Origin of the sequence: Streptomyces anthophorae (assembly GCF_049310305.1) — a bacterium.
In the GTDB taxonomy this organism is placed as follows: domain Bacteria; phylum Actinomycetota; class Actinomycetes; order Streptomycetales; family Streptomycetaceae; genus Streptomyces.
The window spans coordinates 1,206,175-1,231,290 of the sequence record NZ_JBLWQQ010000001.1; the positions used below are offsets into that span (position 1 = coordinate 1,206,175).

At 70.9% G+C, this 25,116-nt stretch carries 23 protein-coding genes; 15 read left to right on the plus strand and 8 right to left on the minus strand.

What is annotated here, in order from left to right:
- Positions 1 to 3: 3 nt before the first annotated feature.
- Positions 4 to 1,527, minus strand: coding sequence for a PucR family transcriptional regulator (locus ACNYS0_RS05320; protein ID WP_422471488.1), 1,524 nt, complete (start codon positions 1,525 to 1,527; stop codon positions 4 to 6).
- Between the two features lie 264 nt (positions 1,528 to 1,791).
- On the opposite strand from ACNYS0_RS05320, the gene ACNYS0_RS05325 reads away from it, so the two are divergent.
- The 3 genes from ACNYS0_RS05325 to ACNYS0_RS05335 are packed head-to-tail and all read left to right on the plus strand — an operon-like array spanning position 1,792 to position 5,013.
- A complete protein-coding gene (locus tag ACNYS0_RS05325; protein WP_422471489.1) occupies positions 1,792 to 3,165 on the plus strand; it encodes a purine-cytosine permease family protein in 1,374 nt (457 codons plus the stop codon).
- 10 nt (positions 3,166 to 3,175) lie between these two features.
- Positions 3,176 to 3,664, plus strand: coding sequence for a nucleoside deaminase (locus ACNYS0_RS05330; protein WP_422471490.1), 489 nt, complete (start codon positions 3,176 to 3,178; stop codon positions 3,662 to 3,664).
- Complete coding sequence (locus ACNYS0_RS05335; RefSeq protein WP_422471491.1) at positions 3,661 to 5,013, plus strand: amidohydrolase family protein; 1,353 nt, start codon at positions 3,661 to 3,663, stop codon at positions 5,011 to 5,013. Before ACNYS0_RS05330 ends, ACNYS0_RS05335 begins: the two co-directional genes overlap by 4 nt.
- A gap of 43 nt (positions 5,014 to 5,056) precedes the next feature.
- On the opposite strand, the gene ACNYS0_RS05340 is transcribed toward ACNYS0_RS05335, so the two are convergent.
- The 4 genes from ACNYS0_RS05340 to ACNYS0_RS05355 all read right to left on the minus strand — a co-directional run bounded on the left by ACNYS0_RS05340 (position 5,057) and on the right by ACNYS0_RS05355 (position 9,828).
- Positions 5,057 to 6,454 (minus strand): GH1 family beta-glucosidase, encoded by a 1,398-nt coding sequence (locus tag ACNYS0_RS05340; RefSeq protein ID WP_422471492.1) that lies wholly within the window; start codon positions 6,452 to 6,454, stop codon positions 5,057 to 5,059.
- 75 nt (positions 6,455 to 6,529) lie between these two features.
- Positions 6,530 to 7,450, minus strand: a complete 921-nt coding sequence (locus tag ACNYS0_RS05345) for a carbohydrate ABC transporter permease (protein WP_422471493.1) — start codon at positions 7,448 to 7,450, stop codon at positions 6,530 to 6,532.
- A 16-nt stretch (positions 7,451 to 7,466) separates the two neighbouring features.
- The gene (locus ACNYS0_RS05350) at positions 7,467 to 8,414 is read right to left on the minus strand and encodes a carbohydrate ABC transporter permease (RefSeq protein ID WP_422471494.1); all 948 of its coding nucleotides are present in this window, start codon (positions 8,412 to 8,414) and stop codon (positions 7,467 to 7,469) included.
- A 103-nt stretch (positions 8,415 to 8,517) separates the two neighbouring features.
- Positions 8,518 to 9,828: an ABC transporter substrate-binding protein gene (locus ACNYS0_RS05355; protein ID WP_422471495.1), complete on the minus strand. Its 1,311-nt coding sequence runs from the start codon at positions 9,826 to 9,828 to the stop codon at positions 8,518 to 8,520.
- Positions 9,829 to 10,226: 398 nt separating this feature from the next.
- Here ACNYS0_RS05355 and ACNYS0_RS05360 point away from each other — a divergent pair, with 398 nt between their 5' ends.
- The 3 genes from ACNYS0_RS05360 (at position 10,227) to ACNYS0_RS05370 (ending at position 12,639) form a co-directional block, all read left to right on the plus strand.
- Positions 10,227 to 11,390 carry a LacI family DNA-binding transcriptional regulator gene (locus ACNYS0_RS05360; RefSeq protein WP_422471496.1) on the plus strand — a complete coding sequence of 388 codons (1,164 nt, stop codon included), beginning with the start codon at positions 10,227 to 10,229 and terminating at the stop codon, positions 11,388 to 11,390.
- A 52-nt stretch (positions 11,391 to 11,442) separates the two neighbouring features.
- Positions 11,443 to 12,231: a hypothetical protein gene (locus ACNYS0_RS05365; protein WP_422471497.1), complete on the plus strand. Its 789-nt coding sequence runs from the start codon at positions 11,443 to 11,445 to the stop codon at positions 12,229 to 12,231.
- Positions 12,232 to 12,378: 147 nt separating this feature from the next.
- Complete coding sequence (locus tag ACNYS0_RS05370; protein ID WP_422471498.1) at positions 12,379 to 12,639, plus strand: hypothetical protein; 261 nt, start codon at positions 12,379 to 12,381, stop codon at positions 12,637 to 12,639.
- A 31-nt stretch (positions 12,640 to 12,670) separates the two neighbouring features.
- Here the strand turns inward: ACNYS0_RS05370 and ACNYS0_RS05375 are convergent, their stop codons facing one another.
- Positions 12,671 to 13,357, minus strand: a complete 687-nt coding sequence (locus tag ACNYS0_RS05375; protein ID WP_422471499.1) for an IclR family transcriptional regulator — start codon at positions 13,355 to 13,357, stop codon at positions 12,671 to 12,673.
- A 130-nt stretch (positions 13,358 to 13,487) separates the two neighbouring features.
- On the opposite strand from ACNYS0_RS05375, the gene ACNYS0_RS05380 reads away from it, so the two are divergent.
- The 7 genes from ACNYS0_RS05380 (at position 13,488) to ACNYS0_RS05410 (ending at position 20,924) form a co-directional block, all read left to right on the plus strand.
- On the plus strand, positions 13,488 to 14,252 hold the full coding sequence (locus ACNYS0_RS05380) for an IclR family transcriptional regulator (protein ID WP_422471500.1): 765 nt from the start codon (positions 13,488 to 13,490) through the stop codon (positions 14,250 to 14,252).
- A gap of 71 nt (positions 14,253 to 14,323) precedes the next feature.
- Positions 14,324 to 15,172, plus strand: a complete 849-nt coding sequence (locus ACNYS0_RS05385) for a 2-keto-4-pentenoate hydratase (RefSeq protein WP_422471501.1) — start codon at positions 14,324 to 14,326, stop codon at positions 15,170 to 15,172.
- Positions 15,169 to 16,116, plus strand: coding sequence for an acetaldehyde dehydrogenase (acetylating) (locus tag ACNYS0_RS05390; protein ID WP_422471502.1), 948 nt, complete (start codon positions 15,169 to 15,171; stop codon positions 16,114 to 16,116). Before ACNYS0_RS05385 ends, ACNYS0_RS05390 begins: the two co-directional genes overlap by 4 nt.
- Entirely contained in the window at positions 16,113 to 17,126 is a 1,014-nt protein-coding gene (dmpG, locus tag ACNYS0_RS05395; protein WP_422471503.1) for a 4-hydroxy-2-oxovalerate aldolase, read from the plus strand. The genes ACNYS0_RS05390 and dmpG overlap by 4 nt, the downstream gene beginning before the upstream one ends.
- Before the next feature lie 211 nt (positions 17,127 to 17,337).
- Complete coding sequence (locus ACNYS0_RS05400; protein WP_422471504.1) at positions 17,338 to 18,198, plus strand: alpha/beta fold hydrolase; 861 nt, start codon at positions 17,338 to 17,340, stop codon at positions 18,196 to 18,198.
- 42 nt (positions 18,199 to 18,240) lie between these two features.
- Positions 18,241 to 19,974, plus strand: a complete 1,734-nt coding sequence (mhpA, locus tag ACNYS0_RS05405) for a bifunctional 3-(3-hydroxy-phenyl)propionate/3-hydroxycinnamic acid hydroxylase MhpA (protein ID WP_422471505.1) — start codon at positions 18,241 to 18,243, stop codon at positions 19,972 to 19,974.
- Positions 19,971 to 20,924 carry a 3-carboxyethylcatechol 2,3-dioxygenase gene (locus ACNYS0_RS05410; protein ID WP_422471506.1) on the plus strand — a complete coding sequence of 318 codons (954 nt, stop codon included), beginning with the start codon at positions 19,971 to 19,973 and terminating at the stop codon, positions 20,922 to 20,924. Before mhpA ends, ACNYS0_RS05410 begins: the two co-directional genes overlap by 4 nt.
- On the opposite strand, the gene ACNYS0_RS05415 is transcribed toward ACNYS0_RS05410, so the two are convergent.
- Positions 20,914 to 21,786, minus strand: coding sequence for a SigB/SigF/SigG family RNA polymerase sigma factor (locus tag ACNYS0_RS05415; protein ID WP_422471507.1), 873 nt, complete (start codon positions 21,784 to 21,786; stop codon positions 20,914 to 20,916). The two genes, ACNYS0_RS05410 and ACNYS0_RS05415, sit on opposite strands and share 11 nt — an antisense overlap.
- Positions 21,787 to 21,963: 177 nt before the next feature.
- Between ACNYS0_RS05415 and ACNYS0_RS05420 the strand changes: the two genes are divergently transcribed.
- Positions 21,964 to 22,296: a helix-turn-helix transcriptional regulator gene (locus ACNYS0_RS05420; protein WP_422413618.1), complete on the plus strand. Its 333-nt coding sequence runs from the start codon at positions 21,964 to 21,966 to the stop codon at positions 22,294 to 22,296.
- A 180-nt stretch (positions 22,297 to 22,476) separates the two neighbouring features.
- Positions 22,477 to 24,051, plus strand: coding sequence for a carboxylesterase/lipase family protein (locus ACNYS0_RS05425; protein ID WP_422471508.1), 1,575 nt, complete (start codon positions 22,477 to 22,479; stop codon positions 24,049 to 24,051).
- 79 nt (positions 24,052 to 24,130) lie between these two features.
- On the opposite strand, the gene ACNYS0_RS05430 is transcribed toward ACNYS0_RS05425, so the two are convergent.
- Positions 24,131 to 25,105: a quinone oxidoreductase family protein gene (locus tag ACNYS0_RS05430; RefSeq protein ID WP_422471509.1), complete on the minus strand. Its 975-nt coding sequence runs from the start codon at positions 25,103 to 25,105 to the stop codon at positions 24,131 to 24,133.
- Positions 25,106 to 25,116 lie beyond the last annotated feature (11 nt).

The window sequence follows — 25,116 nt, forward strand, 5'->3', positions numbered from 1 at the left end:
TTTTCACCCGATGCTCAGCGCCAGGCAGAAGTCGATGCGGTCGCGCAGGGTGGCGAGACTGTGGCCGGTCAGCTGTTCCACCCGCTGGAGCCGGTAGCGCAACGTGTTGACGTGGATGTGGAGTTGCTCCGCACAGCGCTGCCACGAGCCGGAGGCGTCGAGGAACGCCCTGAGCGTGGCCACGAGTTCGCTGCCGTGCGCGGCGTCGTAGCTCTCGACGACGCCGATCAGGCGGTCGCGGTAGAAGCGGCGCACGTCGTCGGGGACGGCCGCGAGCAGGAGTTGGTAGGAAGAGAGCGAACCGGTGCCCGCGGTGCGCACGGTGCCGGTTTCGAGGGCCGCGACGCGGAGCGCGTTGCGGCCCTCCTCCAGGGAGCGGCGCAGGCCGGTCGTGCCGGTGGCCGGCTCCCCCGTGCCGATGGCGGCGTGACCGTCCGCGAGGAGCGGGGCGAGCCGCTCGGCGGCGCCGGACGTGTCGTGGTCGCCCTCGGGTACGAGCATGAGGTACGCCCCGCCCTCTGCGGGTATCGGCACCGAGCTGCCGGGCAGCCGTTCGGCGACGTCCTCCAGGACGGTGGCGGCGAGTTCGGCCCCGTACGGGCTGCCGGTGGTGCGCACGTACACGGCGCTCAGCGGCGCGCCGAGGTCGAGGCCGAGGCTGGTGAGCCGGGCGGCGGCCGCCTCCTCCCGGCCGGCTGCGAGCAGGTCGACGGCCTCCCGCAGGAAGCGCGCCTCGACGCGGCGGCGCTCCTGAGCCGCGGCGCCGTCGAGCGCGAGCAGCGCGCACACCTCCCACGCGGCGTCGGCCACGCCCGGCGCCCAGTCCCGGTAGTCGCCGAAGGAGGCGAGATACGCGGAGGGCGGGCGGCGCGCGGCCGGTGACTCGACGGGGAACAGGGTGAGTTCGCCGCGGCCGGAGACGGCGCGTACGGCGGGGAAACCGCCCGCGCCGAGCGCGTCGTGGTGGGCGCGGGCGAGTTGCCGCTCGCTCACCATGGGGACCCCGCCCGCGCGCGGCGCGCCGGTCGCGGAGAGCACCGCGCACCACACACCCGTGGCCCGTGCGAACACGTCGATGAGCCCTTCGGCCCCCTCCCCCGCGGCCATGCTGGCGACAAGCCCGCGGTGCAGGTTCACGGAGGGCGCGCGACGGTGGCCGCCCCCGAGCGCGGCGAGCACGGTCTCGGTGAGCGCCGCGAACGACACGTCGTCGTCGATGGTGAGCAGTGTCAGGCCGTGCCGGGTGCAGGCGTCGGCGAGCGGCGCGGGCACCGTGCCGACGTCCGCGGTCCCGGCGACGAGCGCGGCGACGCCCGCGCCCGACAGGGCGGCGACGAACACATCGGCGTCGCGCGGCTCGTGGTACCAGGTGGTGCTGGTCAGGACGAGTTCCCCGCCGTCGAGGTAGCGCCCCGGATCGGGCAGGTCCGTGGTGTAGACGCCCCGGATGCGCGGGCTCTCGACGGGGGACGCCACGACGGACCGCAGCCCGAGTCGTGGCATCGCGAGCAGTTCGGCGAGCTCCACCGGTCGGCCTCCTCGGCACCGCCCACGGGAGGGGCGGGCGACTCGTGTTACAGGCATGCACACCGGCGTGCAAGGGGTTTGGAGCATAGTACGGGCCCACCGCGCGAAAAGGGCCGCTCGTCTGGAGAGATGTGCAATCCCGCGAGCGCCGCGACGCCGGTTCACTGAGACACGCAACGAGCCGCATGTCCCGCACCTGCACCCGCACACGCACCCGTCCCACCCCGCTCCGTACTCCCGTCCTGTCCTGGTGAGGAGCCCACCATGCGCGCCGCCCCCGAACATCCCGCCCCCGACCGCCCCTCGACCGTCGAACGCCTGGGGGCCGAACCCGTGCCGCTCACGCGGCGGCACGGTCGGCCCTGGTCGCTGTTCACGCTCTGGTTCGGTGCGAACGTGCAGTTCGCGACGCTCAGCGTGGGCGCCCTGTCGACCTCGGTGTTCGGCCTCGACCTGCTGCCCGCCGTCCTCGCGATCGTCATGGGCACACTGCTCAGCTCGGCCCTGGTCGGCCTGTTCTCGACGCGCGGGCCGCTGACGGGCGTGCTGCAACTCATCCAGTCGCGCGGCCCGTTCGGCCGGCTCGGGAATCTGCCGTCCGCCGCGTTCACCGTGGTCAACGGCGTCGGTTGGTGTGTCGTCGACTCGCTGCTCGGTGTCTTCATCCTGCGCGATCTGACGGGCATGGGCTTCGGACCCGCGCTCGCCCTGATGGCGGTGGCACAGCTCGGCATCGCGGTCGTGGGGTACCGGCTGATCCACACCGTGGAGCGGGTGTTGGCCGTGGTCCTGGTCGTGGTGTTCGCCGTGATGTCGGTGTACGGCTTCGGCGCCGCGCACGCGACCGCCCCCGTGGCCCCGGCCGACGGCTCGACCGCGGCATTCCTGCTGGTCGTCGCCGTCACCTCGGCCCGCGTGCTCGGCTGGTCGGCGTACGCCTCCGACTACAGCCGCTATCTGCCGGCGCAGAGCTCGCCGCGCCGCGTGTTCCTCGCGGCGGGCGGCGGCGGAGCGCTCGCCGGGGTGTGGATCGGTTCGCTCGGCGCGGCCCTCGGCACGGTGGGCGCGCTCGACGATCCGAGCGCCATGGTCAGCGGCCTGCTGCCGCCCGCCCTCGGCACCGTCGTGCTGCTGTGCCTGCTCCTGTCCACGCTGGCCTCCACGGTCATCGACCTGTACTCCGGTGCGATGGCCGCGCTCGTCGCCGGGGTCCGCATTCCTCGCTGGGTGTCGGTCCTCGTCGTCGGCGGGCTCGGCACGGCGCTCGCCTGGTACGCGGGGCACGGCGATTTCGCGGCGCAGCTCAACGACTTTCTGCTGATGACGGGTTACTGGCTGGCGCCCTGGGGTGCGGTGATGATCGTCGCGTACTGGGGGCGCGGGCGGCGCGCCCTCGCGGATCCGTACGACACCCGGCACCGTTTCGGCCGGGGCCTGCCGTGCGTACTCCTGGCCATCGCCGCCGAGCTGCCGTTCATGAACCAGTCCCTCTATACGGGGCCGCTCGCCGAGGCACACCCGGTGCTCGGCCCGTTCGGCCTGTTCGTCGGGTTCGCGGTGGCGGGGGCCGCGTACACCGTGGTGTGCCCCCGCCCCCGCGCGTCCGACCCCAACCCACCCCTTCGTACGAGAAGTTGAGGAGCCAGGCATGACCGTCACCACCGCGCCCGACACGAGGGACGAGACCTTCCTGCGTGCCGCCATCGCCGCGGCGGCGAAGTCCCGCGCCGCCGGCAACCATCCCTTCGGCGCGCTGCTCGTCCTGGACGGCGAGCAGGTCCTGGAGGCCGGAAACACCGTCGTGTCGGAACGGGACGCCACCGGCCACGCCGAGACCAACCTGGTGCGCCTGGCGACCCGCGCCTACGACCGCGACACACTGGCCCGCGCCACCCTGTACACCTCCACCGAGCCGTGCGCGATGTGCACCGGCGCCGTCTACTGGAGCGGCATCGGCCGGGTCGCGTACGCCCTCGGTGAGGACGAACTCCTCGCCCTCACCGGCGCGAACCCCGAGAACCCGACGATGGCGCTGCCGTGCCGGGAAGTGCTGGCCGCCGGGCAGCGGCAGGTGGATGTCGTCGGCCCCTGCCTGCACGCGGAGGCGTCCTCGGTCCACGAAGGGTTCTGGTCATGACGCACACACAGCACGGGCGGGCCCGCACGCTGATCCACAACGGCATCGTCATCCCCTGCGACGGCACGCGCACGGTCCTGGACCCCGGCTCCGTCCTCCTGGAGGGCGACCGCATCGTCGCCGTCGACCGCCCGGAGGCCTTCGCCACCACCGACGCGCGGGTCGTCGACGCCACCGGCCACGCCGTCGTCCCCGGCCTGCACAACACCCACCTGCACTCGGGCCTGCTGCGGGGCACCGCCGAGTCCAAGTCCCTGTGGGACTGGCTGCGCGACTACGTGGATCCGGCCCACAAGGCCATTACGCCCGAGATCGCCGAGGCCGCCTCGCTGCTCTGCTACACGGAGTCGCTGCGCGCGGGCACCACGTCCGTGATGGACATGTGGCGCCACATGGAGGGCTCGGCGCACGCCGCCGAACAGGTCGGCATCCGCGCCACCCTCGTCCCCTACGTCGCCGATCTCCCCGGCTACGACTACTTCGAGACGCTGGAGACCAACCGCCGCCTGCTGAAGGAGTACCGCACGTACGCCCACGGGCGGGTGCGCTCCTGGGTGGGCCTGGAGCACCTCTTCTACTGCACCGAGCAGGCGTTCCGGGCGGCGGCCGCGCTGGCCGAGGAGTTCGACACCGGCCTGCACACCCACTCCTCCGAGACGACGTGGGAAGTCGAGGAGTCACTACGGCAGTTCGGACGCCGCCCCGTCGAGGAGTTCCACCATCGCGGCATCCTCGGACCGCGCACCGTGATCGCCCACTGTGTGTGGCTCGACGACCGCGAACTCGACCTGCTCGCCGGGACGGGTACGAGCGTCGCGCACTGCCCCTGCTCCAACATGAAGCTGTCGTCGGGCCCCGCCCGGGTCGCCGACATGCGTCGCCGGGGCATCGCCGTCGGCATCGGCAGCGACGGCGAGAAGGAGAACAACAACCTCGATCTGCTGGAGGAGATGAAGTTCGCCTCGCTGCTCCAGAAGGTGACCTCCCTGGACCCGACCACCGGCGACCCGTGGGACATCCTCGACATGGCCACCCGCGACGGGGCCCGCGCGCTCGGCCTCGACGACGTCACGGGATCGCTGGTTCCGGGCAAGCGCGCCGACGTCGTCACCGTCGACCTGCGCACCCTGCACACCACTCCCCTCCTGCACGGCGACGACTTCAACGCCGTCCCCCACCTGGTGTTCTCCGCATCCGCCGCGGACGTCGACCACGTATGGGTCGACGGCGAACTGCGGGTGTCCGGCGGGAAGGTGCTGAGCGTGGACACGGACGAGGTGCGGCGGCGGGCGCAGAGCGCGGCGGAGGAACTGTTCCGGAGGCGGGCGGCGCTTCCGGTCCGGCGGTAGGGGGCGGGGGTCGAGCCCCCGCCCTTCGTCCCCGCCCCCTCCGTCAGCCCTCCAGCACCCCCGTCGCGGCCACTCCCGCGTACCAGCGGGCGCTTGCCTTCGGCGTACGCCTTCCCGTCGGGTAGTCGACGTGGACCATGCCGAAGCGCTTGCTGTAGCCGTAGCCCCACTCGAAGTTGTCCAGCAGGGACCACAGGAAGTAGCCGCGGATGTCCGCGCCCGCGGACAGCGCGCGGTGCACTGCGGCCAGGTGGTCGCGGACGTAGGCGATGCGCTGCGGGTCGTTGACCTTGCCCTCGGGGTCCGCGTAGTCGTGGAACGCGGCGCCGTTCTCGGTGATCACCATGGGCAGGCCGGGGTGGTCGGCGCCCAGGCGGAGGAGGAGTTCCTCCAGGCCGGAGGCGTCGATCGTCCAGCCCATCGCCGTGCGGTCGCCGGGCGTGGAGTGGAAGGCGACGCGGTCCGCGCCCACCCAGGGGCTGTGCGTGCTGGCGCCGTGGCCGTCGTTGCCGTGGGCCGGGTCGCCCTCGGAGACCAGCGTGGGCGAGTAGTAGTTGACGCCCAGGAAGTCCAGCGGCTGGTTGATCTTCTTCAGGTCGCCGTCCTCGACGAAGGACCAGTCGGTCAGCGGCGCCGTGTCCTTCAGCAGGTCATCGGGGTACTCGCCGCGCAGCATCGGGCCGGTGAAGACCCGGTTGGCGAGCGCGTCGATGCGGCGGGCGGCGTCCACGTCCCCGGCCGCGTCGGTCAGCGGGCGCACGTGATGGACGTTGAGTGTCACCGAGATCTCGGCGGCCGGGCGCAGTCGGGAGCGCAGCGCCTGAACGGCCAGGCCGTGGCCGAGATTGAGGTGGTGTGCGGCGCGCAGGGCGGCGACGGGCTCGGTGCGACCGGGGGCGTGCACGCCGGACGCGTAGCCGAGGAAAGCGCTGCACCAGGGCTCGTTGAGGGTGGTCCAGGTGTCGATGTGGTCGCCCAGGCCCTCGGCGGCGAGCGCCGCGTACTCGGCGAACCGCTCGGCGGTCTCGCGGGCCGGCCAGCCGCCCAGGTCCTCCAACTCCTGTGGCAGGTCCCAGTGGTAGAGCGTGGCGACCGGCTTGATGCCCTTCTCGCGCAGCGCGTCGGCGAGGCGCCGGTAGAAGTCGAGGCCCTTCTGGAGGGCCGGGCCGCGGCCGGTCGGCTGGATGCGCGGCCAGGCCAGCGAGAAGCGGTACGCCTTGACGCCGAGGTCGGCCATGATGTCGACGTCCTCGGCCCACCGGTGGTAGTGGTCGCAGGCGATGTCGCCGGTGTCGCCGTTGAGGACCTTGCCGGGGGTGCGTGCATAGGTGTCCCAGATGGAGGGCGTGCGGCCGTCCTCCTGGGCGGCGCCCTCGATCTGGTACGAGGCGGTCGCCGTGCCCCACAGGAAGTCGGCGGGGAACGTGAGCGCGGATGACATGGAGGGCTCCTCCGAGAAGAACGGACGTGAGAGGTAGGGGAGTTGGCGCAGTGCGGGGCCGATTGAGCGCTTTGCTCAGCCCTTGACGGCGCCCTGCATGATGCCGCCGACGATCTGGCGGCCGAAGACGATGAACATCGCGAGCAGCGGCAGCGTGCCGAGCAGCGCGCCCGCCATGATCAGGGACTGGTCGCGGACGTAGCCGGCGCTCAGCTGGGTGAGGGCCACGGGCACCGTCGGGTTGCTCATGTCGAGGGCGATGAACGGCCAGAAGAAGTCGTTCCAGGCGTGCACGAACGTGATCATGAAGATGACGGCCATGGGGGCGCGGGCGATCGGCAGCACAATGGACCAGAAGATGCGCAGCGAGTGCGCGCCGTCGACCCGGCCCGCCTCGACGAGCTCGTCGGGCAGCGCCTCGGCGAAGTACTGCCGCATGAAGAACACGCCGACCGCGCTGACCAGCGTCGGGAAGATGACGGAGGGCAGCTGCTGGCCCCAGCCGAGGTCGCTCATCATCATGAACAGCGGGACGACGCCGAGTTGGGGCGGCACCATCATGGTTCCGATGACGACCATGAGCAGGGCGTTGCGGCCCTTGAAGCGGAGCTTGGCGAAGGCGAATCCGGCGAGGGTCGCGAAGAGCACCGTGGACAGCGCGATGGCACCGGCCACGATCAGCGAGTTCATCATCGCCTTGCCCATGGCGGCCTCGGTCCAGGCCCGGGACAGGTTGGTGAACAGGTTCGGTCCCGGCAGGAACGGGGGCGGGGTCCGCGAGATCCGGGCGCTGTCCGTGGAGGCCGCGACCAGCGTCCAGTACAGCGGGAAGAGCGAGACCAGGGCCGTGAGCCCGAGCAGTATGTAGGCGAGGGGCCCGGCGTGGTGCTGTTTGCCCGCGCCCTGCCGCAGGCGCCTGCGGCGGGCCGGTGCGGGGCGTTCGACGGCGCCGCGGCGTGCGGCGCCGGTGCGGACCGGAGCGGTGTCGGTGGTCATGGCGTGGCTCCCCCGGTCAGTGCGTGCGGTTGCGCAGGCGCGAGATGACGCGCTGCAGGACGAAGACGAGGACGAGCAGCAGGAACATCGCCCAGGCCACGGTGGCCGCGCGGCCCATCTGGTAGTTCTTCCAGCCCTCTTCGTAGAGCAGCAGGCCGAGCGTCTGGTACTGGTTGTCGGTGCCGCCCGTGACCCCGTTGGGACCCTGGCCGAAGATCAGTGGTTCACCGAAGAGCTGGGTGGCGCCGATCGTCGACAGGACGATGGTGAAGACGATCGTGGCCCTGATGCCGGGGACCGTGACGGTGCGGAACTGCTGCCAGCGGTTGGCGCCGTCGATGGCGGCGGCCTCGTAGCGCTCCAGCGGCACGGCCTGCATGGCGGCCAGGTAGAGCAGGGCGTTGTAGCCGGTCCAGCGCCAGATCACGATGGCGGAGATGGCGGTCTGGGAGGCTCCGGTGGAGTTCTCCCAGTCGATCGGGTCGATGCCCACCAGGCCGAGACCCCAGTTGATCATCCCGAAGTCGCGCTGGAAGAGCATCGTGAAAACGAGCGCGGCGGCGCCGACCGAGGTGGCGTACGGGGTGATGGCGGCGACCCGGAAGAAGGTCGAGCCGCGCATCTTGTAGTTGAGCAGATGCGCCAGGCCGAGGGCCATGAGCAGCTGCGGAACCGTGGAGATCACGCCGATGGTGACGGTGTTGCGCAGTGCGTTCCAGAACCGCTCGTCGGCGAAGAGCGCCGTGTAGTTGTCCAGGCCCCGCCATGTCATGACGTCGAAGGTGGACAGCTCGACCTGGTGGAGGGAGATCCAGGCGGTGTAGATCAACGGGTAGAAGCTGAACGCGGCGAAGATGACGAAGAAGGGCGCGACGAACGCGTACGGTGCGCCCTTCACGTCAAGGCGGTGCAGCAGCGGAATCCTTGAACGGGGCTTGTCCGAAGCGAGAGTTGAGGCGGCCACCGGGGGTCCTTCCGTGGGGCGGCGGGCTGGCGGATGAGCGATGCGGCGGGCGACGGGCGCGGCCGGAGGGCGATCCGGCCGCACCCGTCCGGTGCCGTACGCGTCAGCCGACCGCCTTCTTCACGCGCTCGTCGGTGGTCTTCCAGGCCTGCGCCGGGGACTTGCCGTTCTCGACCAGCTGGAGGCCCTGCGAGAAGGCGTCCTTGATGGTGCCGTCCTTACGGCCGAGGATCTGCTCGGCGGGCACCTCGTTGGCCGCTTCACCGAAGATCCGGCCGGTCGGAGCTCCGGAGAAGTACTCCGACTTCGCGTCCTTCACCTTCGGGTCCTCAAGCGCGGTCTTGGAGGACGGGAAGTTGCCGAGCTTCTCGAAGAGGTAGGCCTGCTGCTCGGGAGCGGTCAGCCATGCCACGAGCTTCTTGGCCTCGTCCTTCACCGGGCTCTTCTCGGTGACACCGAGGAAGGAGCCGCCCCAGTTGGCGCCCTTGGGGGCCTTGGCGACGTCCCACTTGCCCTTGTTGGCCTTGCCGGCCTTGTCGGTGATGTGGGCGAGCATCCAGGCCGGGCAGACGGTGGTGGCGAAGGTGCCGTTGGCGAGCCCCGGGTCCCAACCCGGCTGGAACTGCGGCAACTTGGCGGTCAGGTCCTTCTGGGCGGCCTCGGTCGACAGGTTCCAGGCCTCCTTGATCGCCGGGTTGGTCTTGTAGATCAGTTGGCCGGACTTGTCGTAGTACTGCTCGGAGTTGCCGTAGACCATGGCGTTGAACAGGCCGGACGCCGAGTCCAGGTACGAGACCTTCTTGTCCTTGTTGCCCTTGGCGAACTTCTCGCCGGTCTCGACGTACTTCTTCCAGTCCCCCTCCCACAGCTTGCCGACCTTCTCGCGGTCGGTGGGCAGCCCGGCCTGCTCGAACAGGTCCTTGCGGTAACAGACCGCCATGGGCCCGGTGTCCGTGCCGAGACCGAGGACCTTGTCGTCCTTCGTGGTGATCTGGGCCTGCTTCCACGGCTGGAAGTGGTCGGTGCCCTTGGTGCCGGCGAAGTCCGTGAACTTGTCGGCCTGCGTCTCGGTGATCTCCTTGGCCCGCGCCACCTCGATGCCCTGGACGTCCTTGAGCCCGGAGCCGCTGGCGAGGTGGGTCTGGAGGGCCGTGTAGTACGTCTGCTCGTCGCCGGCCGCCTCGACCTTGACGGTGACGTTCGGGTGCTCCTTCTCGTACTTCTCGATCAGGCCGGTCTCCTTGAAGCCCATCACGCCGTACAGGCCCATGGTGATGGTGACCTTGCCGTCCTTGACGCCGCCGCCCGTGGCGCCGGCGCCCTCTCCGCCGCAGCCCGCGAGCAGGGCGCCCGCCGCCGTACAGGCCAGCACGGCTGTGACTTTTGTACGCAGTTTCCGCTCGACCTTGAGCATGAACGTCCTCCCTGAGACGGCGCCGACGCACCGGTGGAACGAGTCGGCCCGAAGCTCGGCCGCCCGCGGTAGGCACCAACAAGTTCCCAGCTCAGGGCAGGTTTGACGGAGGCCGACAACCAAGGTTCACGGTCTCTGGCGCGCCTGCTGAAGAGTTGGTGGGAACGTGCCCACTGAGTTGCTGGAAGACTGGCTGCCGGCAACTCCCTTGTCAAGAAGTCGAATCCAGCTCGTTTCCACCTCGTTATCGACGGACGCTTCCCGAACGGGGCCGCGGGGCGGGCAGAATCGGGGTGGCGACTGGCAGAATGCGCAGGCCGGGAGGGGGCCGGGGCGCGTCCGGAGGGCCGGCACATCCAACAGGAAGGCCGTGGCGGCGAATTGGAGGATCGAGGACGATGACGAACGGCGAGCAGGTCGCGCATCAGGTGCAGGGCGCGCGGCGGAAGTCGGACACCAGCACGGAGTTGGGCTCGCGCCCGGAGCAGAGCGAACGCGCGCGCCGGGAGCGGAGCGGGAGCGCACCGCCGGAGCGCGAACAGGGCCGGGCGTCCGCCTCCCGGCCGACCATCAAGACCGTGGCGGCCCGGGCCGGTGTCGGGCGCACCACCGTCTCCCGTGTGGTGAACGGCTCGGAGCTGGTCAGCGAGCAGGCGCGGGAGGCCGTGCTCAACGCCATCGCCGAACTGGGCTACGTTCCCAACTCGGTGGCCCGCGGCCTGGTCACCAGCCGGACCAACGCCGTCGCCCTCGTCATCCCCGAGTCCGAGAGCCGCCTGGGTTCGGAGCCCTACTTCTCGGCCGTGATCCGCGGGGTGAGCGCGGCGCTCGCCGACACGCGCACCCAGCTCCAGCTCACGCTCGTGCGCGACCAGGCCGAGCGCGACCAGCTCACCCAGTCCGTCGCCGAACGCCGGGTCGACGGCGTGCTGCTGGTCTCGGTGCACGAACACGACGTGCTGCCGGGCCTGTTGGAGTCCGCCGGGCTGCCGACCGTCCTCGCCGGTCGCCGCCGCGAGGACGACCCGCTCAGCTACGTGTGCGCCGACAACCGGGGCGGGGCCGCCACCGCCGTACGCCACCTCCTGGAGCGCGGCCGGCGCCGTATCGCCACCATCGCGGGCCCCCAGGACATGGAGGTCGGCCGCAGCCGGCTGCGCGGCTTCCGGGAGGCACTCGTCGAGGCCGGCATCCCGGCCGAGGAACACCTGGTCGCGGCCGGAGACTTCACCGAGGAGGGCGCCCGCGCGGCGATGCGTTCGCTACTTGAACGCGCCCCCGACCTGGACGCCGTGTTCGCCGCCTCCGACCTGATGGCAGCGGGGGCCCTCCTCGAGCTGCGCGCCCAGGGACGCCGGGTGCCGGAGGACGTCTCGGTCGTCGGCTTCGAGGACTCCTACCTCGCCCGCCACACCAACCCTCCGCTCACGACGGTCCGCCAGCCCACGGAGGAGATCGGCGGCACGATCGCGCGCACGCTGCTGCGCGAGATCGGGAACCCGGCGCTCGCGCGGACGCGACTGGTGCTCGATACGGAGCTGGTGGTGCGGGAGTCCTCGTAACGGGTCGAGTCCGCGGCCCCCGATGTCAGTGCCGCATGGCACTGTGCCGACCATGACTTCGACCGTACGTGAGACCACGCGGGAGGCCGTCCTCGACGCCGGACGGGGCCTTGGTGTGCCCGATCCGGTGACGGAGTCGTTCCTCCGCCACCTGCGCCCCTGCGTTCATCTCTGCGCCTACGACATGGTGCCGGAGGCGCAGAGACAAGGGGCCCGGCCGGTCGGCCGAGCCGCCGGACCCGCCCGTCTGCCAAAGGACTTGGAGGCTCCCGAGGGCCTGCCGCACATCCTGACCCTCGACTGCGCCGCCATACCCGCCGATTCCCTCGACATCGATTTCCCCGCTGACGGGCACCTGGTGGTCTTCGCCGAGATCAGCGACTACCCGGGGGAAGGCGCCGTCATCCACCTCCCGCCGGGGGAGGCCGGAGCCGCCGAACACCCCTTGCGGGAAGTCGAGGGGACAGCCGGTCCTGACTTCCACGATCCGTTCCCGCTCTACGCCGTCCCGGGCGCCACCATGCCCGACTTCCAGCGCTGGTCCGACGTCGCGGAAGCCGCGGAGTACGCCGGAGAGGACGCCGAGCGCCGACGTCTCGTGGACCGGCTGATCGGGAAGATCGACGCCGTCCTCTACCCCCGGTGGACACACGACATCCAGCTCGGCGGCCACTCCCGCGCCTGGCAGAACCCGGTGGAGGACCGCGGGGACGTGCTGTTCCTCCGTATCCCGGCGAGCGCGGTCTGCGAGGAGGACGCCTACCTCACCCTCATCGCGGGGCGCCGGGAAAGGATCGCGGAGCGCCGCTACGACGACCTCGAATTCGAGGTCGAGTTGTGAGGTGACATCTCCCCGGAAACCCGGGACAACGCTCCGGGCGAGGGACCTTCGGCCCCTGACAGGTACCGGCCGGCACCTTGCACGGCAGGCGTGCAGCCGAGACACCGGAGGGGAGCGGCCGACAGGGCGCGGACGGAGGGAGACGCGATGACCTCACCCAAAGAAACGCCGCCGAGTGACAACCGTCTCAGCCTCCAGGAGCGATGGAAAAAGGTCGACTGTGTCTTCATGGGCATCGCCGACATTCCATGGGGGCTGTTCGCCTTTGTGATTCTCCTGTTGTGCGTCACGCTCCACTGGCTGCCCACCAGCGAGGCCACCCCCTTGGTCACTGCGTCTGGACTCATCGGCATTGGGCACGGTATTCACACGGGTACGAAGCATCTGGGAGCGAAGCGGCAGGGCTGAAGAGCATCCACGTCGGACGTGGAGGCCTGTGTCATGTGTGCGCCGAGATTTCCTTGGCGACCGCCCGCATCGCGGCCACGGAGGCGTCGGCCACGTCCTCGCGCGAGGTGATGAGGTTGACGCACATGTGCAGCGCCGGGTCCGCGGTGTGCAGGGGAACGGCAACACCGTGCGCGCCGGGTTCGATCTGGCCGAAGGTGCGGGCGTACCCCTGCTCGCGGGCCTGCGTGACCTGGGCCGATTCCCCGGGCGCGGGCAGCCGCAGCGTCGCGAGCGCCAGGCCGGCGGCGCCGACGCCGACGGGGTGACGGCTGCCGACCCGGTAGCCGATGTGGTAGTCCACCGACCGCGGTTCGACCACGGCGACGGCGACCGCCTCGTCCCCCTCCGCCGCGATCAGCGCGACCGTGGCGCCGAGCTCGTCCGCCGTGCGGCGCAGCACCGGCAGTGCGGCCTCGCGGACGCCCGCCGCGTAGCCGCGCGCCAGCGTGACGGTGCCGGACCCGGCGCGGTAGCGGCCGTCGGAGGCCCGGACGACGAGGTGGTGCTCGGCGAGCGTGACCAGGGTGCGGTAGGCGATGGTGCGGTGGACGCCGAGGTGTTCCGCCACGTCCTGGACGGCGAGCCCCTGCGGCTGCCCGGCGACCAGTTCGAGGGCGCGCAGTCCACGGGAGAGGGTCTGGGACCCGACGGCCTTGCCCACCTGCTTGTCGCTCATCCGCTCAGTCTACGTGCGCGGTGGTGACACACCGTCACCCCGGCGCGGGCGCACGGCCCGGTGCCCGCGCCCCCCGTCCCGTACAGTCGGGACACGTCCCTGGGAAGCAAGACCCCGGAAGGAAGTCCCCGTGAGCGACGACGCGCCGAGCGGCGTCCTGGCCAAGGCCCTCACCGTGTTGCAGGCCTTCACCGTCGAGGACACCACCTTGGGCTTCGCCGAGCTGCAACGGCGCACGGAGTTCGCCAAGAGCACCCTGCACCGGGTTCTCGGCGATCTCGTGGCAGCGCGTCTCCTCGACCGTGTCCAGGGGCGCTATCGGCTGTCCGGACTCGTCTTCGAGCTGGGCATGCGCGCGTCGGTCGAGCGCGGACTGCTCGAAGTGGCCACCCCCTTCCTGGAGGACCTCTTCGTGCGCACGCACGAGCTGGTCCATCTGGGGACCCGTGAGGGCACCGAGGTCGTCTACGTCGCCAAGATGGGCGGCCACCAGCAGGCCGACTCACCCTCCCGGCTCGGCGGCCGGATGCCGCTGCACGCGACGGCCATCGGCAAGGTGCTGCTCGCACACGCTCCGGCCGAGGTGCGCGAGACCGCGCTGCGCGGGCCCTTGGAGCGCAAGGCACCGCGGACCATCACCCACGTCGACGTCCTGACGCGCCAACTGTCCGACGTCGTCACGAAGGGCGTGGCCTTCGAGTACGAGGAGTCGGCGGTCGGCATCGTGTGCGTCGCGGCAGGGATCTTCGGTCCTGCGGACGAGATCGTGGCGGCCGTCAGTGTCACGGGCCCGGTGCACCGCTTCCAGCCCGCGCGGCACGCCAACAGCGTGCGGGCCGCCGCGGCGGGGATCTCCGCGACGCTCGGGCGCCGCGCGGAGCTGCGCAAGCACTGATCTGCGGAAGAGTTCCGCCAGACGGAACTCGACGCTGGGCGTGCGGCGGCCCGAGTGTCCAAGCTGAGGGCATGAACGAGACTCCCCCCGCCACCAGCAACGGCAGCGGCCCCGGCGACGACGCCGTGGCACGGGCCGCCCGGCGGCTGCTGCGCGCCGCCGCCGACCACGCCCCTTGCGCCCCGGTCCGCGACCTGATCGGCAGCGACGACGTGAAGGCGGCCTACGCCGTCCAGGAGCTGCTCACCGCGGACCGCCTGAAGGCGGGCGGTCGTGTCACCGGCCGCAAGATCGGCCTCACCTCCCCCGCCGTGCAGCAGCAACTGGGCGTGGACCAGCCGGACTTCGGGGTGCTGTTCGCCGACATGAGCGTCGACGACGGGGCGTCCGTGGCGGTCGGGTCGCTGCTCCAGCCGAAGGTCGAGGCGGAGATCGCGTTCGTCCTGGGCGCCGACCTCGCCGAGGGCCCGCTCGACGACGCGCAGATCCGGGCCGCCGTGGCGCACGCCGTGCCCGCCCTGGAGATCGTGGACAGCCGGATCGCCGACTGGGACATCACCTTCGGTGACACCGTCGCCGACAACGGTTCCTCCGCTCTCTACGTCCTCGGCTCCCCGGCCAAGCAGCTCGCCGAGTTCGAGCCGGTCGAGGCCGAGATGACCATGCGGCGCGGCGAGGAGACCGTCTCCACCGGCAACGGCGCGGCCTGTCTGGGCGACCCGCTGATCGCCCTCGCCTGGCTCGCCCGGACCGCCCGCGACGTCGGCGATCCGCTGCGCGCGGGCCAGGTCGTGCTGTCCGGCGCGCTCGGCCCGATGGTGCCCGCCGCGGCCGGTGACACGTTCACCGCCGACATCGGCGGACTCGGCGCCGTCTCCGTCCGCTTCCACGCCTCCACCCATGAGGGAGCCACCGCATGAAGACCAAGGTCGCCGTCATCGGCTCGGGCAACATCGGCACCGACCTGATGATCAAGGTGCTCCGGCTCTCGGACACCCTCGAAATGGGGGCGATGGTCGGCATCGACCCCGCCTCCGACGGGCTCGCCCGCGCCAAGCGGCTCGGCGTTCCGGTCACCGCCGAGGGTGTCCAGGGCCTGATCGCCATGGACGGCTTCGACGACATCAGGATCGTCTTCGACGCCACCTCCGCGAAGGCACATGTCGCCAACGCCGCCGCGCTCGCCCCGTACGGCAAGCAGCTCGTCGACCTGACCCCCGCGGCCATCGGTCCGATGGTGATCCCGGCGGTCAACCTCGACGACCATGTCGGCGCGGACAACGTGAACATGGTGACGTGCGGCGGCCAGGCCACCATCCCGATCGTCGCGGCCGTGTCCTCCGTGACGCCCGTCCCGTACGCGGAGATCGTCGCCTCGATCGCGTCGAAGAGCGCGGGCCCCGGCACCCGCGCGAACATCGACGAGTTCACCGAGACGACGAGCCACGCCATCGAGACGGTCGGCGGCGCGGACCGCGGCAAGGCCGTCATCGTCCTGAACCCGGCGGAGCCCCCGCTGATCATGCGGGACACCGTGCTCGCGCTGGTGAACGCCCCGGACGAGGCCGCGCACGACGCGATCCGCGCGGCGATCGCCCAGCGCGTCGACGAGGTGTCGGCGTACGTGCCCGGGTACCGCCTCAAGCAGCAGGTGCAGATCACGCCGGTCCCGGCCGACCAGCCGGTGCACACCCTCACCGAGGCGCCGGTCACCCACCAGGTGTCGGTCTTCCTCGAGGTCGAGGGGGCCGCCCACTACCTTCCGGCGTACGCCGGGAACCTCGACATCATGACCAGCGCGGCCCTGCGGATGGCCGAAGCCATGGCCGCCCGCGCCACCGAACTCCAGGGAGCCGACGCATGAGTGACACCAAGCTGTTCATCCAGGACGTCACCCTGCGCGACGGCATGCACGCCATCCGGCACCGGATCGAGCCCGAGCAGGTCGGGAAGATCGTCGCCGCCCTCGACGCGGCCGGTGTCGACGGCATCGAGGTGTCCCACGGAGACGGACTCGCCGGCGGCTCCCTCAATTACGGCCCCGGCAGCCACACCGACTGGGAGTGGATCGAGACCGCCGCCGCGCACATCAAGAACGCCCGCCTGACCACCCTCCTGCTGCCCGGCATCGGCACCATCGAGGAGCTGAAGCAGGCGTACGCACTCGGGGTGCGCTCCGTGCGGGTCGCCACGCACTGCACCGAGGCGGACGTGTCGGCCCAACACATCGCCACGGCGCGCGAGTTGGGCATGGATGTGTCCGGCTTCCTGATGATGAGCCACATGGCCGACGCGAAGACGCTCGCGGCGCAGGCAAAGCTCATGGAGTCCTACGGCGCGCACTGCGTCTACGTCACCGACTCCGGCGGCCGCCTGATGATGGACGGTGTCCGCGAGCGGATGCGCGCCTACCGCGACGTCCTCGACCCGGCCACCGAGATCGGCATCCACGCCCACGAGAACCTCTCCCTCGCCGTCGCCAACTCGATGGTCGCCGTCGAGGAGGGCGTGACCCGCGTCGACGCCTCCCTCGCCGGCCAGGGCGCGGGCGCGGGCAACTGCCCCATCGAACCGTTCGTCGCGGTCGCCGACCTCAACGGCTGGAAGCACGGCTGCGACCTGTTCGCCCTCCAGGACGCCGCCGAGGACCTGGTGCGCCCGCTCCAGGACCGCCCGGTGCGCGTCGACCGCGAGACCCTCACCCTCGGGTACGCCGGGGTGTACGGGTCCTTCCTGCGGCACGCGGAGGCGGCGGCCGAGCGCTACGGCGTCGACGTCCGCACGATCCTCGTCGAGGTCGGCAAGCGGGGCCTGGTCGGCGGCCAGGAGGACATGATCGTCGACGTGGCGCTGGGACTCACCGAAGCGAGCTGACACCTCGTACGACGCAGGGCCGGGAGGGCACGAGCTCCCGGCCCTCGTCGGCATGCCCGCACGAGCACGAATCCCCAGGTCACGGGCGTGCGACGCACGAACGACGCGGCCGAACACCTCTTGACATTCCCACCCGGTCGGCGTTCCATCGAGATGTCTGGCGTGTAAATAACGCCCTTGAGAGTGCACATAAAGAACGAGGAGCCAGGTCATGTCCCTCACCAAGGAAGCCGCCTCGCACGACATCGCCCTTCCGTCGGGCCTGCGCATGCGCTACTACGAGGCCGGGGAACCCGGCGCCACGCCCGTCGTGCTGCTGCACGGTTCGGGTCCCGGCGCGACGGGCTGGTCGAACTTCTCGGGCAACATCGGCGCGATCGCCGACGCCGGATTCCACGTCGTGGCCCCCGACATGCCGGGCTGGGGCGACTCCGACGCCCAGGCCACCAAGGACATGGACCACGACGCGACACTCGTGGAGTTCCTGGACGCGCTGGGCCTCACCAGGGCCGCCCTCGTCGGCAACTCCATGGGCGGACACACCGCGGTCCGCTTCGCCACGCTGCACCCCGAGCGCATCACCCACCTCGTGACCATGGGTGCCTCGCTCGGCCGTGGCCCGGCCTCCCTCTTCGGCCCCGGCGACGGCCCGAGCGAGGGCCTGAAGGTGCTGGTCAGGGCCTACAAGGACGCGAGCCCCGAGAACATGCGGGCGCTCGTCGAGATCATGGCGTACGACAAGGCGCGGTTCGCGACCCCTGAGCTGACCCGGGCGCGCTCCGAGGCGGCGCTCGCCCGCCCCGACCACCTGGCGAACTACGTCGAGGGCCTCGCGCACGGCGCCCCCATCCCGATCAAGGTCGACCGCGACAAGATCCCGGGCATCCAGGCGCCGACCCTGCTGATCCACGGCAAGGACGACCGCGTCCTGCACTACGAGACGAGCCTGTGGCTGCTGGCCAACATCCCCGACTCCCGTCTGGTGCTGCTCAATCGGTGCGGTCACTGGGCGATGATCGAGCACGCCGCCGAGTTCAACCGCCTGGTCGTCGACTTCCTCGCGCACAACTGAGCCGACCCGCACCGCAACTCACCGCATCGATCGGAACACCCCATGACCACCTTCGACACCGACGTCGTCGTCATCGGAGCGGGGCCCGTCGGCCTCACCCTCGCCAATCTGCTCGGCGTCCGCGGCCACCGGGCCACCGTCCTGGAGGCCCGCGACGAACTCATCGACTACCCGCGCGGCGTCGGCCTCGACGACGAGTCGATCCGCACCCTGCACACGGCGGGCCTGTGGGAGCGCGTACAGCCGTTCACGGTCCCGCACCACGTGGTACGGCTCGTCAACGGCACCGGCCAGGTGCTCGCCACCAACAACCCGCGCGCCCAGGAGTTCGGCTATCCGCGCAAGCACGGCTTCGTGCAGCCGCTCGTCGACAAGGAACTCGCCGCGGGCCTCGACCGGTTCCCCGACACCGAACTGCGCTTCGGCCACAAGGTCGTCGGCCTGGAGGAGCACGGCGATCACGTCACCGTCACCGCCGAACAGCGCGACGCAGAGGGCGAGTTGACGGACACGGTCACCGTCACCGCCCGGTACGCCGTCGGCTGCGAGGGCGGCAGCTCCTTCACCCGCAAGTGGATGGGCGCGGACTTCGAGGGGAAGTCACCCTCGACCCGCTGGGTGGTCGTGGACGTGGCGGACGACCCGATCGGCACCCCCTCGGTCTATCTCGGCGCCGACCCGCGCCGCCCGTACGTCTCCATCGGCCTGCCGCAGGGCATCCGCCGCTGGGAGTTCATGCTCCACGACGACGAGCCGACCGCCCTGTGCGACGACCCGGCGTTCATGCACTCCCTGCTGCGACGGCACGTCCCCGACCCTGCCGCGCTGAACGTCATCAACCAGCGCACTTTCACCCACCACGGTCGCGTGGCCTCCGACTTCCGCAAGGGACGTGTCTTCCTCGCCGGCGACGCCGCGCACCTGATGCCGGTGTGGCTCGGCCAGGGCTGGAACTCCGGCATCCGCGACGCGACGAACCTGGCGTGGAAGCTCAGCGCGGTCCTCGCGGGCGACGCGTCCGACGCGCTCCTGGACACGTACACCGAGGAACGCCGCAAGCACGCCTCCGACATGATCGATGTGAACATGGCGGCGGGCACGGTCATGAAGATGGGCCGTTTCGGCGGCGCGGTGCGCGACGTCGCCGCCTCCGCGCTGAACCTCGTACCGAAGTGGAAGTCGTACTTCACCGAGCTGCACTTCAAGCCGATGCCGCGCTACGCCGCCGGGGTCGTGGTCGACCAGGCGACGCTCACGCCGGGCAGGGCGCGGGCCGACTTCAAGCGAAGGGGAAAGCTGGCGCCGTTCACCGACTCCGCCGGTGAACTCTCCCCGGTGGGGCTCCAGTTCATCCAGCCGCGCGTCACCACCGCCGCCGCCGCGAACGTCCTCCTCGACGAGGTCACGGGCGACTGGTGGACGCTGCCCACGTGGGGAACGAACCCGACGGCGTTCCTCACCCAGGCCGACCTGGCCCTGGTCCGCCGCCACCGCATCGAGCTGGTCTCCTTCGTTCCGGAGACCCAACGCCCTTGGGCGGAGCAAGAGTTCGCGAACTCACCGGCACCCGTCACCGTCGTCGGCGACAGCACCGGCGCCCTCAAGGACTGGTTCGACGTGCGCGCCTGCGGCCTGGTCGTGCTGCGCCCCGACCACTTCGTGGCGGCGGCCTGCCTCACCCGCCAGGCGTCCCGGGCCCTCGCCGCCCTGCGCACGGCCGCGTCGCTCACCACCGAACCCGTCGAGGAACCGGCCCTGGAAGGAGCCCCGGCATGACCGTCGCCCTCGTCACCATGTCGCACAGCCCACTCCTGGAGTACGCGGACCCGCCCGCCGAGGTGAATGCCGCGGTCCAGGGCGCCTTCTCCGCCGCACGGACCTTCGTCAGGGAGTACGACCCCACGCTGGTGGTCTCCTTCGCGCCCGACCACTACAACGGCTTCTTCTACGACCTGATGCCACCATTCTGCATCGGCTACGAGGCGCTGGGCGTCGGGGACTACGGCACCACCGCGGGCCCGCTGAACGTGCCGACCGGGCGGGCCGAGGAACTCGCGCAGTGGGTGGCCGAGCGCGACGTCGACGTGGCCGTCTCGCGCCGCATGGAGGTCGACCACGGCGCGATCCAGCCACTGGAGATCCTCTTCGGCGGCATCGACCGGGTGCCGACCGTTCCCGTCTTCGTGAACGGTGTGGCCAAGCCCTTCGTGACGATGCGCCGCGTGCGGCGGCTCGGCGAGGCGATCGGCTCCTTCCTCGCCACCCTGGAGGACGAGCGGGTTCTCGTCATCGGCTCCGGCGGCCTCTCCCACGACCCGCCGGTCCCCCAGTGGGCCACCGCCGACGACGCCGCCCGCGCGCTGCTGCTGAACGGCCGCCACCCCACGGCCGCGGCCCGCGACGCCCGCCAGCAGCGGGTCGTGGACACGGCGAAGGCGTTCGCCGCGGGCACGGCCGGCATCCGGGACCTGAACCCCGACTGGGACACGGCCCTGATGGCGACGTTCGCCTCCGGTGACCTCTCCCCCGTCGACGCGATGACACCGGAGCGGATGGCCGAGGACGCCGGCAACTCCGCCCACGAGGTGCGTACATGGGTCGCCGCGTTCGCGGCGCTGGGCGCGGCGGGCCCGTACGACGTGACGTACTCCTTCTACCGGCCGATCAAGGAGTACATCGCCGGGTTCGGAGTGATGGCGGCGCGCGGCGCGGCTCCTACGCCGTAGCCATGAGACCGGCCCGGAGTTGGGCGAGCAGACGGGCCAGGAGGCGGGAGACGTGCATCTGGGAGATGCCGAGGGTCTCGGCGATCTCCTTCTGAGTCCGTTCCTCCACGAAGCGGAGGTGGATGATCGTACGGTCGCGGGTGTCGAGCCGGTCGATGAGCGGAGCCAGGGAGCGGTAGTTCTCGATCAGTTCGTAGGTGTTCTCCTCGACGCCGATCACGTCGGCGAGCCGGGATTCCTCCCCCTCGGCGTCCTGGCCGGTGAGTGAGGCGTCGAGGGAGGCGGCGTTGTAGCCGTTGGCCGCCTTCTGCGCTTCGGCGATCTCGGCCGGCTCCAGCTGCATGAGCTCGGCGAGTTCGGCCGTGGTGGGATGCCGTCCCAGGTGCGTCTGCAACTCGTCGGTGGCCTTGGACAGTTCGACGCGCGCCTCCTGGAGTCGGCGCGGGACGTGCACCGCCCAGGTGGTGTCGCGGAAGAACCGCTTGATCTCACCGGTGATGTACGGCAGGGCGAAGGAGGTGAACTCGACCTCACGGGACAGCTCGAACCGGTCGATCGCCTTGATGAGGCCGATGGTGCCGACCTGGACGATGTCCTCCATCTCCTCCGGGCCGCGGTGCCTGAAGCGGGAGGCGGCGTACTTCACGAAGGAGAGGTTCATCTCGATCAGCGTGTTGCGGACATATTGATGTTCGCGGGTGCCCTCCTCGAGGTGGGCGAGGCGCTCGAAGAAGTACCTGCCCACTTCACGGGCATCCCGGGGAGCGATGGCGGCGGGATCCGCGCAGGCGCGCTCGATCAGCCCGCGCCGGGGCCGTGAAGCAGGGTGCTGTGCGAGTTCATGTGCCGTCTCGGTGTTCATGAGGATGCCCCTCTGCAACTGTGCTGACGAATGTGGAATCGCACCTACGTGTGTCGCGTCCCGGTCCGGTCGCCCTGTCGAGTGGCCCATAGCTTGGTACGAACTTCAAATCACGTCAACCAATACCTGAAAAGAAATTCGTGATTCGATTGGCGGTGAAGGCCCTATAGTGGTGGCATGGAGGAGCAGACCGCGTCGCACACCGGGTGGACGTTCTTGACCAACCACGCCCGGGTCCTGGCCGCCATCGCAGACAACCGACAGGTCCGCATCCGCGACCTGGCCGCACACTGCCGCCTGACCGAGCGTGCGGTGCAGCGGATCATCACGGATCTCGAAGAGGCCGGCTATCTCTCCCACGTCCGCGAGGGCCGGAGCAACGTGTACGAGATCGACCCGTCCAGAATCCTGCGCCACCCCGCCGAGTCCGACGTGAACGTCGCCTCGCTGCTGGCACTGCTCGCGCGCGACGAAGCCGACCGCACCAATCCGGCCCTGCGCATGTCCTGAACGAGGCCCCCGTCGCCGCGGGTCCGCTGGGCGGACCGTGAACGTGGCGCGGCCGCCGCCCGAGCCGCAGCATGGCGCCCCCATCGCTCCGGCCTCTCGGGAGATTCAGTGCGTTCCACTGCCCGACGGAGACTCGCCTGGACGGCGAGCCTCCTCTTCCTCGTTTCCCTCCTGTCTGCTGTGCCCGCGTCTGCCGCCCCGCGCTCCATGACGGTGCCCACCGACAAGGGTGCGGTCGCGGGAGCCTCGTCGGACGAGGTCGACCGCTTCCAAGGCATCCCCTACGCGGCCCCACCCGTCGGCGCCAAGCGCTGGCAGCCTCCGGCACCCGCCGCTTCCTGGACGGGCACCCGGTCGGCCACCTCCCCCGGCCCCCGCTGCATGCAGCCCGGTGACGGCTCGGGCGACTCCGGCCCGGGCATGAGCGAGGACTGCCTGTACCTGAACGTCTACACGCCGGCCCACCGGACCGGCCGCCCGTTGCCGGTGATGTTCTGGATCCACGGCGGCGGCTTCTCCACCGGTTCCGGCGACGCGTACGACGGCTCTCAGATCGCCGAGGCCAACAACGTCGTGGTCGTCTCGATCAACTACCGGCTCGGCGCGTTCGGCTTCCTCGACCTGCCCGGACTCAGCGAGCGGGGCGCGGGCAACTACGGCCTGCTCGACCAGCAGGCGGCGCTGCGCTGGACGCAGCGCAACATCGGCGCGTTCGGCGGGGACGCGGGCCGGGTGACCATCGCCGGGGAGTCGGCCGGTGGCCACTCCGTGTGCGCGCAGTTGGCATCGCCCTCGGCACGCGGCCTGTTCTCCGGCGCGATCATCCAGAGTGGCGGCTGCCCGAGTTACACGCCCGAGCAGGCCGTCGCCCGCGGAAAGAAGTACGCGACGGCCACCGGCTGCTCCGCCGACCCCGATTCGGCCGACCTGTCCTGCCTGCGCTCCAAGTCCGCCGGTGAACTGCAGTCCGCGGCGAAGGACTTCACCGGCGACCTCGTGACCACCCCGCTGCCCACCTCCGGGACGCCCGAACTGCCCGTCGCGCCGCTGGAGGCCGCACGCACCGGCCGTACCGCGAACGTCCCCCTCCTCATCGGCCAGACACGTAACGAAGTACGCGCGTGGGCGCTGCCGTTCGCGAACGCGACCAAGGAACAGTACGAGCGCGCGGTCCGGATCGAGTTCGGCGACGAGGCCAACGCCGTCCTCGCGCGCTATCCGTTCAGCGCCTACGGCGACTCCAACACCGGGGCGTACGCCTTCGGTGCCCTGTGGGGCGACAGCAGTGTCTTCCTCGGGCTCGGGGGCTGCCAGTACCAGAAGCTCACCGACGGGCTCGCGCGGCGTCAACCGCGCACGTACTTCTACGAGTTCGACGACCCGCACCCGCCCACCGGCCAGCCCTCGACCGGCTTCGACCCGGGTGCCTCGCACGCCAGCGAGCTGTCGTACCTGTTCCCCTCGGAGACCTCGAAGCTGCTGACTGACGAGCAGCGGCAGCTGTCCGGGGAGATGGTGCGTTACTGGGGCTCGTTCGTGAAGCACGGGAACCCCGCCACCCCGGGGATCGCCGACTGGCCCTCGTACAGGGCGGGGAAGTTCATGTCCCTGCTGCCGGGCGGTGAGAGCCGGGCGCTGAAGACCGGGGTGTACGAGGCGCGCCACCAGTGCGCGTTCTGGAACTCCATCGACTACGACTGGTTGCCCGTCGGCCCGGACAAGCTCGCCGCGCAGGTGGGCGTTCCCCAGTCCTGACCCTCCCCTCCGGCGTACGCGCAGGGCCCCCTCCGGCGGGAGGGGGCCCTTCGTGTCTTCGTAGGAAGGAGGGGGCGGGTCAGTTGGCGGCGGTGCCGCCCAGGTCGATCACGATCTTGCCCACCGCCGAGCCCGAGCGCAGCCGCTCCACCGCCTCGCCGAGGGCGTCCATCCCGTAACTCTCGTACGGCAGCGTCAGCGCGCCGGAGGACAGGTCCGGCAGCAGCCGCAGCACCTCGGGGGCGACCTCCGGGGTGCGGGTCATCATGTTGACCGGCAGGAGCGTGACGTCGGCGAGGAAGAAGTCCGCCAGGTCCAGTTTGAGCTCGCGGCCGGCCGTGTAGCCGAGGAGTGCGGCCCGGCCGCGCGGGCGGACCATGGTGAGGGCGTCGCGCAGGATCTGGCCGCCGACCGTGTCGATGAGGACGTCGACCTTGCCGCCGATCGCCTCCTCGGAGAGGTCCTTGGCGAGCAGCGCCTTGGCGGCGTCGGGAACGTGCTCCAGCTTCGTCGGACGGCCGACCGCGCCGATCACCTCGGCGCCCGCGCGGGCCGCGAGCTGCACGGCCATGGCGCCGACCGCGCCGGACGCACCGGTCACCAGGACCCGCTCCCCCGGCTTGACCTGGGCGATCGCGTGGACGGTCGCCCAGGCGGTGCCGACAGGCGAGAAGTAGATGCAGGCGAGGGCGGGGTCGGTGCCCTCGGGCATGACCTCGGCGGCGGCGTCCGGCACGAGCGCGTGCTCGGCCCAGGCGCCGTCACGGCTGAGGCCGAGCCCCTCGCCGCGCAGTCGCACCAGGGCACCCTCGGGGTGCGTGTCCGAGGCGACGACGTAGCCGCTGCCCTGGGTGCCGGGGATGAAGGGAAGCTCGGGCAGGATGCCGAACTGTCCGTCGAGGATGTTCAGGTCCAGGTGGGCGGCGGTGGCCGCCGCCATCCGGACCAGGGTGTGACCCGGCCGGGGCTTGGGGACGGCCCGCTCCGTGAGGCGGGGCAGGGTGCCGAACTCCTCCAGGAGCAGGGCCCTCGATGTCGTTGCGGAAGTGCTCACGTGCTTGCGTT

Bases quoted from the DNA above. Each gene is read 5' to 3' on its own strand.
- ACNYS0_RS05335 (WP_422471491.1), top strand. From the start codon at position 3,661: ATGACGCACACACAGCACGGGCGGGCCCGCACGCTGATCCACAACGGC.
- mhpA (WP_422471505.1), top strand. From the start codon at position 18,241: ATGACCACCTTCGACACCGACGTCGTCGTCATCGGAGCGGGGCCCGTC.
- ACNYS0_RS05420 (WP_422413618.1), top strand. From the start codon at position 21,964: ATGGAGGAGCAGACCGCGTCGCACACCGGGTGGACGTTCTTGACCAAC.
- ACNYS0_RS05390 (WP_422471502.1), top strand. From the start codon at position 15,169: ATGAAGACCAAGGTCGCCGTCATCGGCTCGGGCAACATCGGCACCGAC.
- ACNYS0_RS05340 (WP_422471492.1), bottom strand. From the start codon at position 6,454: ATGTCATCCGCGCTCACGTTCCCCGCCGACTTCCTGTGGGGCACGGCG.
- ACNYS0_RS05365 (WP_422471497.1), top strand. From the start codon at position 11,443: ATGACTTCGACCGTACGTGAGACCACGCGGGAGGCCGTCCTCGACGCC.
- ACNYS0_RS05415 (WP_422471507.1), bottom strand. From the start codon at position 21,786: ATGAACACCGAGACGGCACATGAACTCGCACAGCACCCTGCTTCACGG.
- ACNYS0_RS05325 (WP_422471489.1), top strand. From the start codon at position 1,792: ATGCGCGCCGCCCCCGAACATCCCGCCCCCGACCGCCCCTCGACCGTC.
- ACNYS0_RS05330 (WP_422471490.1), top strand. From the start codon at position 3,176: ATGACCGTCACCACCGCGCCCGACACGAGGGACGAGACCTTCCTGCGT.
- ACNYS0_RS05370 (WP_422471498.1), top strand. From the start codon at position 12,379: ATGACCTCACCCAAAGAAACGCCGCCGAGTGACAACCGTCTCAGCCTC.
- ACNYS0_RS05360 (WP_422471496.1), top strand. From the start codon at position 10,227: ATGACGAACGGCGAGCAGGTCGCGCATCAGGTGCAGGGCGCGCGGCGG.
- ACNYS0_RS05400 (WP_422471504.1), top strand. From the start codon at position 17,338: ATGTCCCTCACCAAGGAAGCCGCCTCGCACGACATCGCCCTTCCGTCG.
- ACNYS0_RS05355 (WP_422471495.1), bottom strand. From the start codon at position 9,828: ATGCTCAAGGTCGAGCGGAAACTGCGTACAAAAGTCACAGCCGTGCTG.
- ACNYS0_RS05375 (WP_422471499.1), bottom strand. From the start codon at position 13,357: ATGAGCGACAAGCAGGTGGGCAAGGCCGTCGGGTCCCAGACCCTCTCC.
- dmpG (WP_422471503.1), top strand. From the start codon at position 16,113: ATGAGTGACACCAAGCTGTTCATCCAGGACGTCACCCTGCGCGACGGC.
- ACNYS0_RS05410 (WP_422471506.1), top strand. From the start codon at position 19,971: ATGACCGTCGCCCTCGTCACCATGTCGCACAGCCCACTCCTGGAGTAC.
- ACNYS0_RS05385 (WP_422471501.1), top strand. From the start codon at position 14,324: ATGAACGAGACTCCCCCCGCCACCAGCAACGGCAGCGGCCCCGGCGAC.
- ACNYS0_RS05345 (WP_422471493.1), bottom strand. From the start codon at position 7,450: ATGACCACCGACACCGCTCCGGTCCGCACCGGCGCCGCACGCCGCGGC.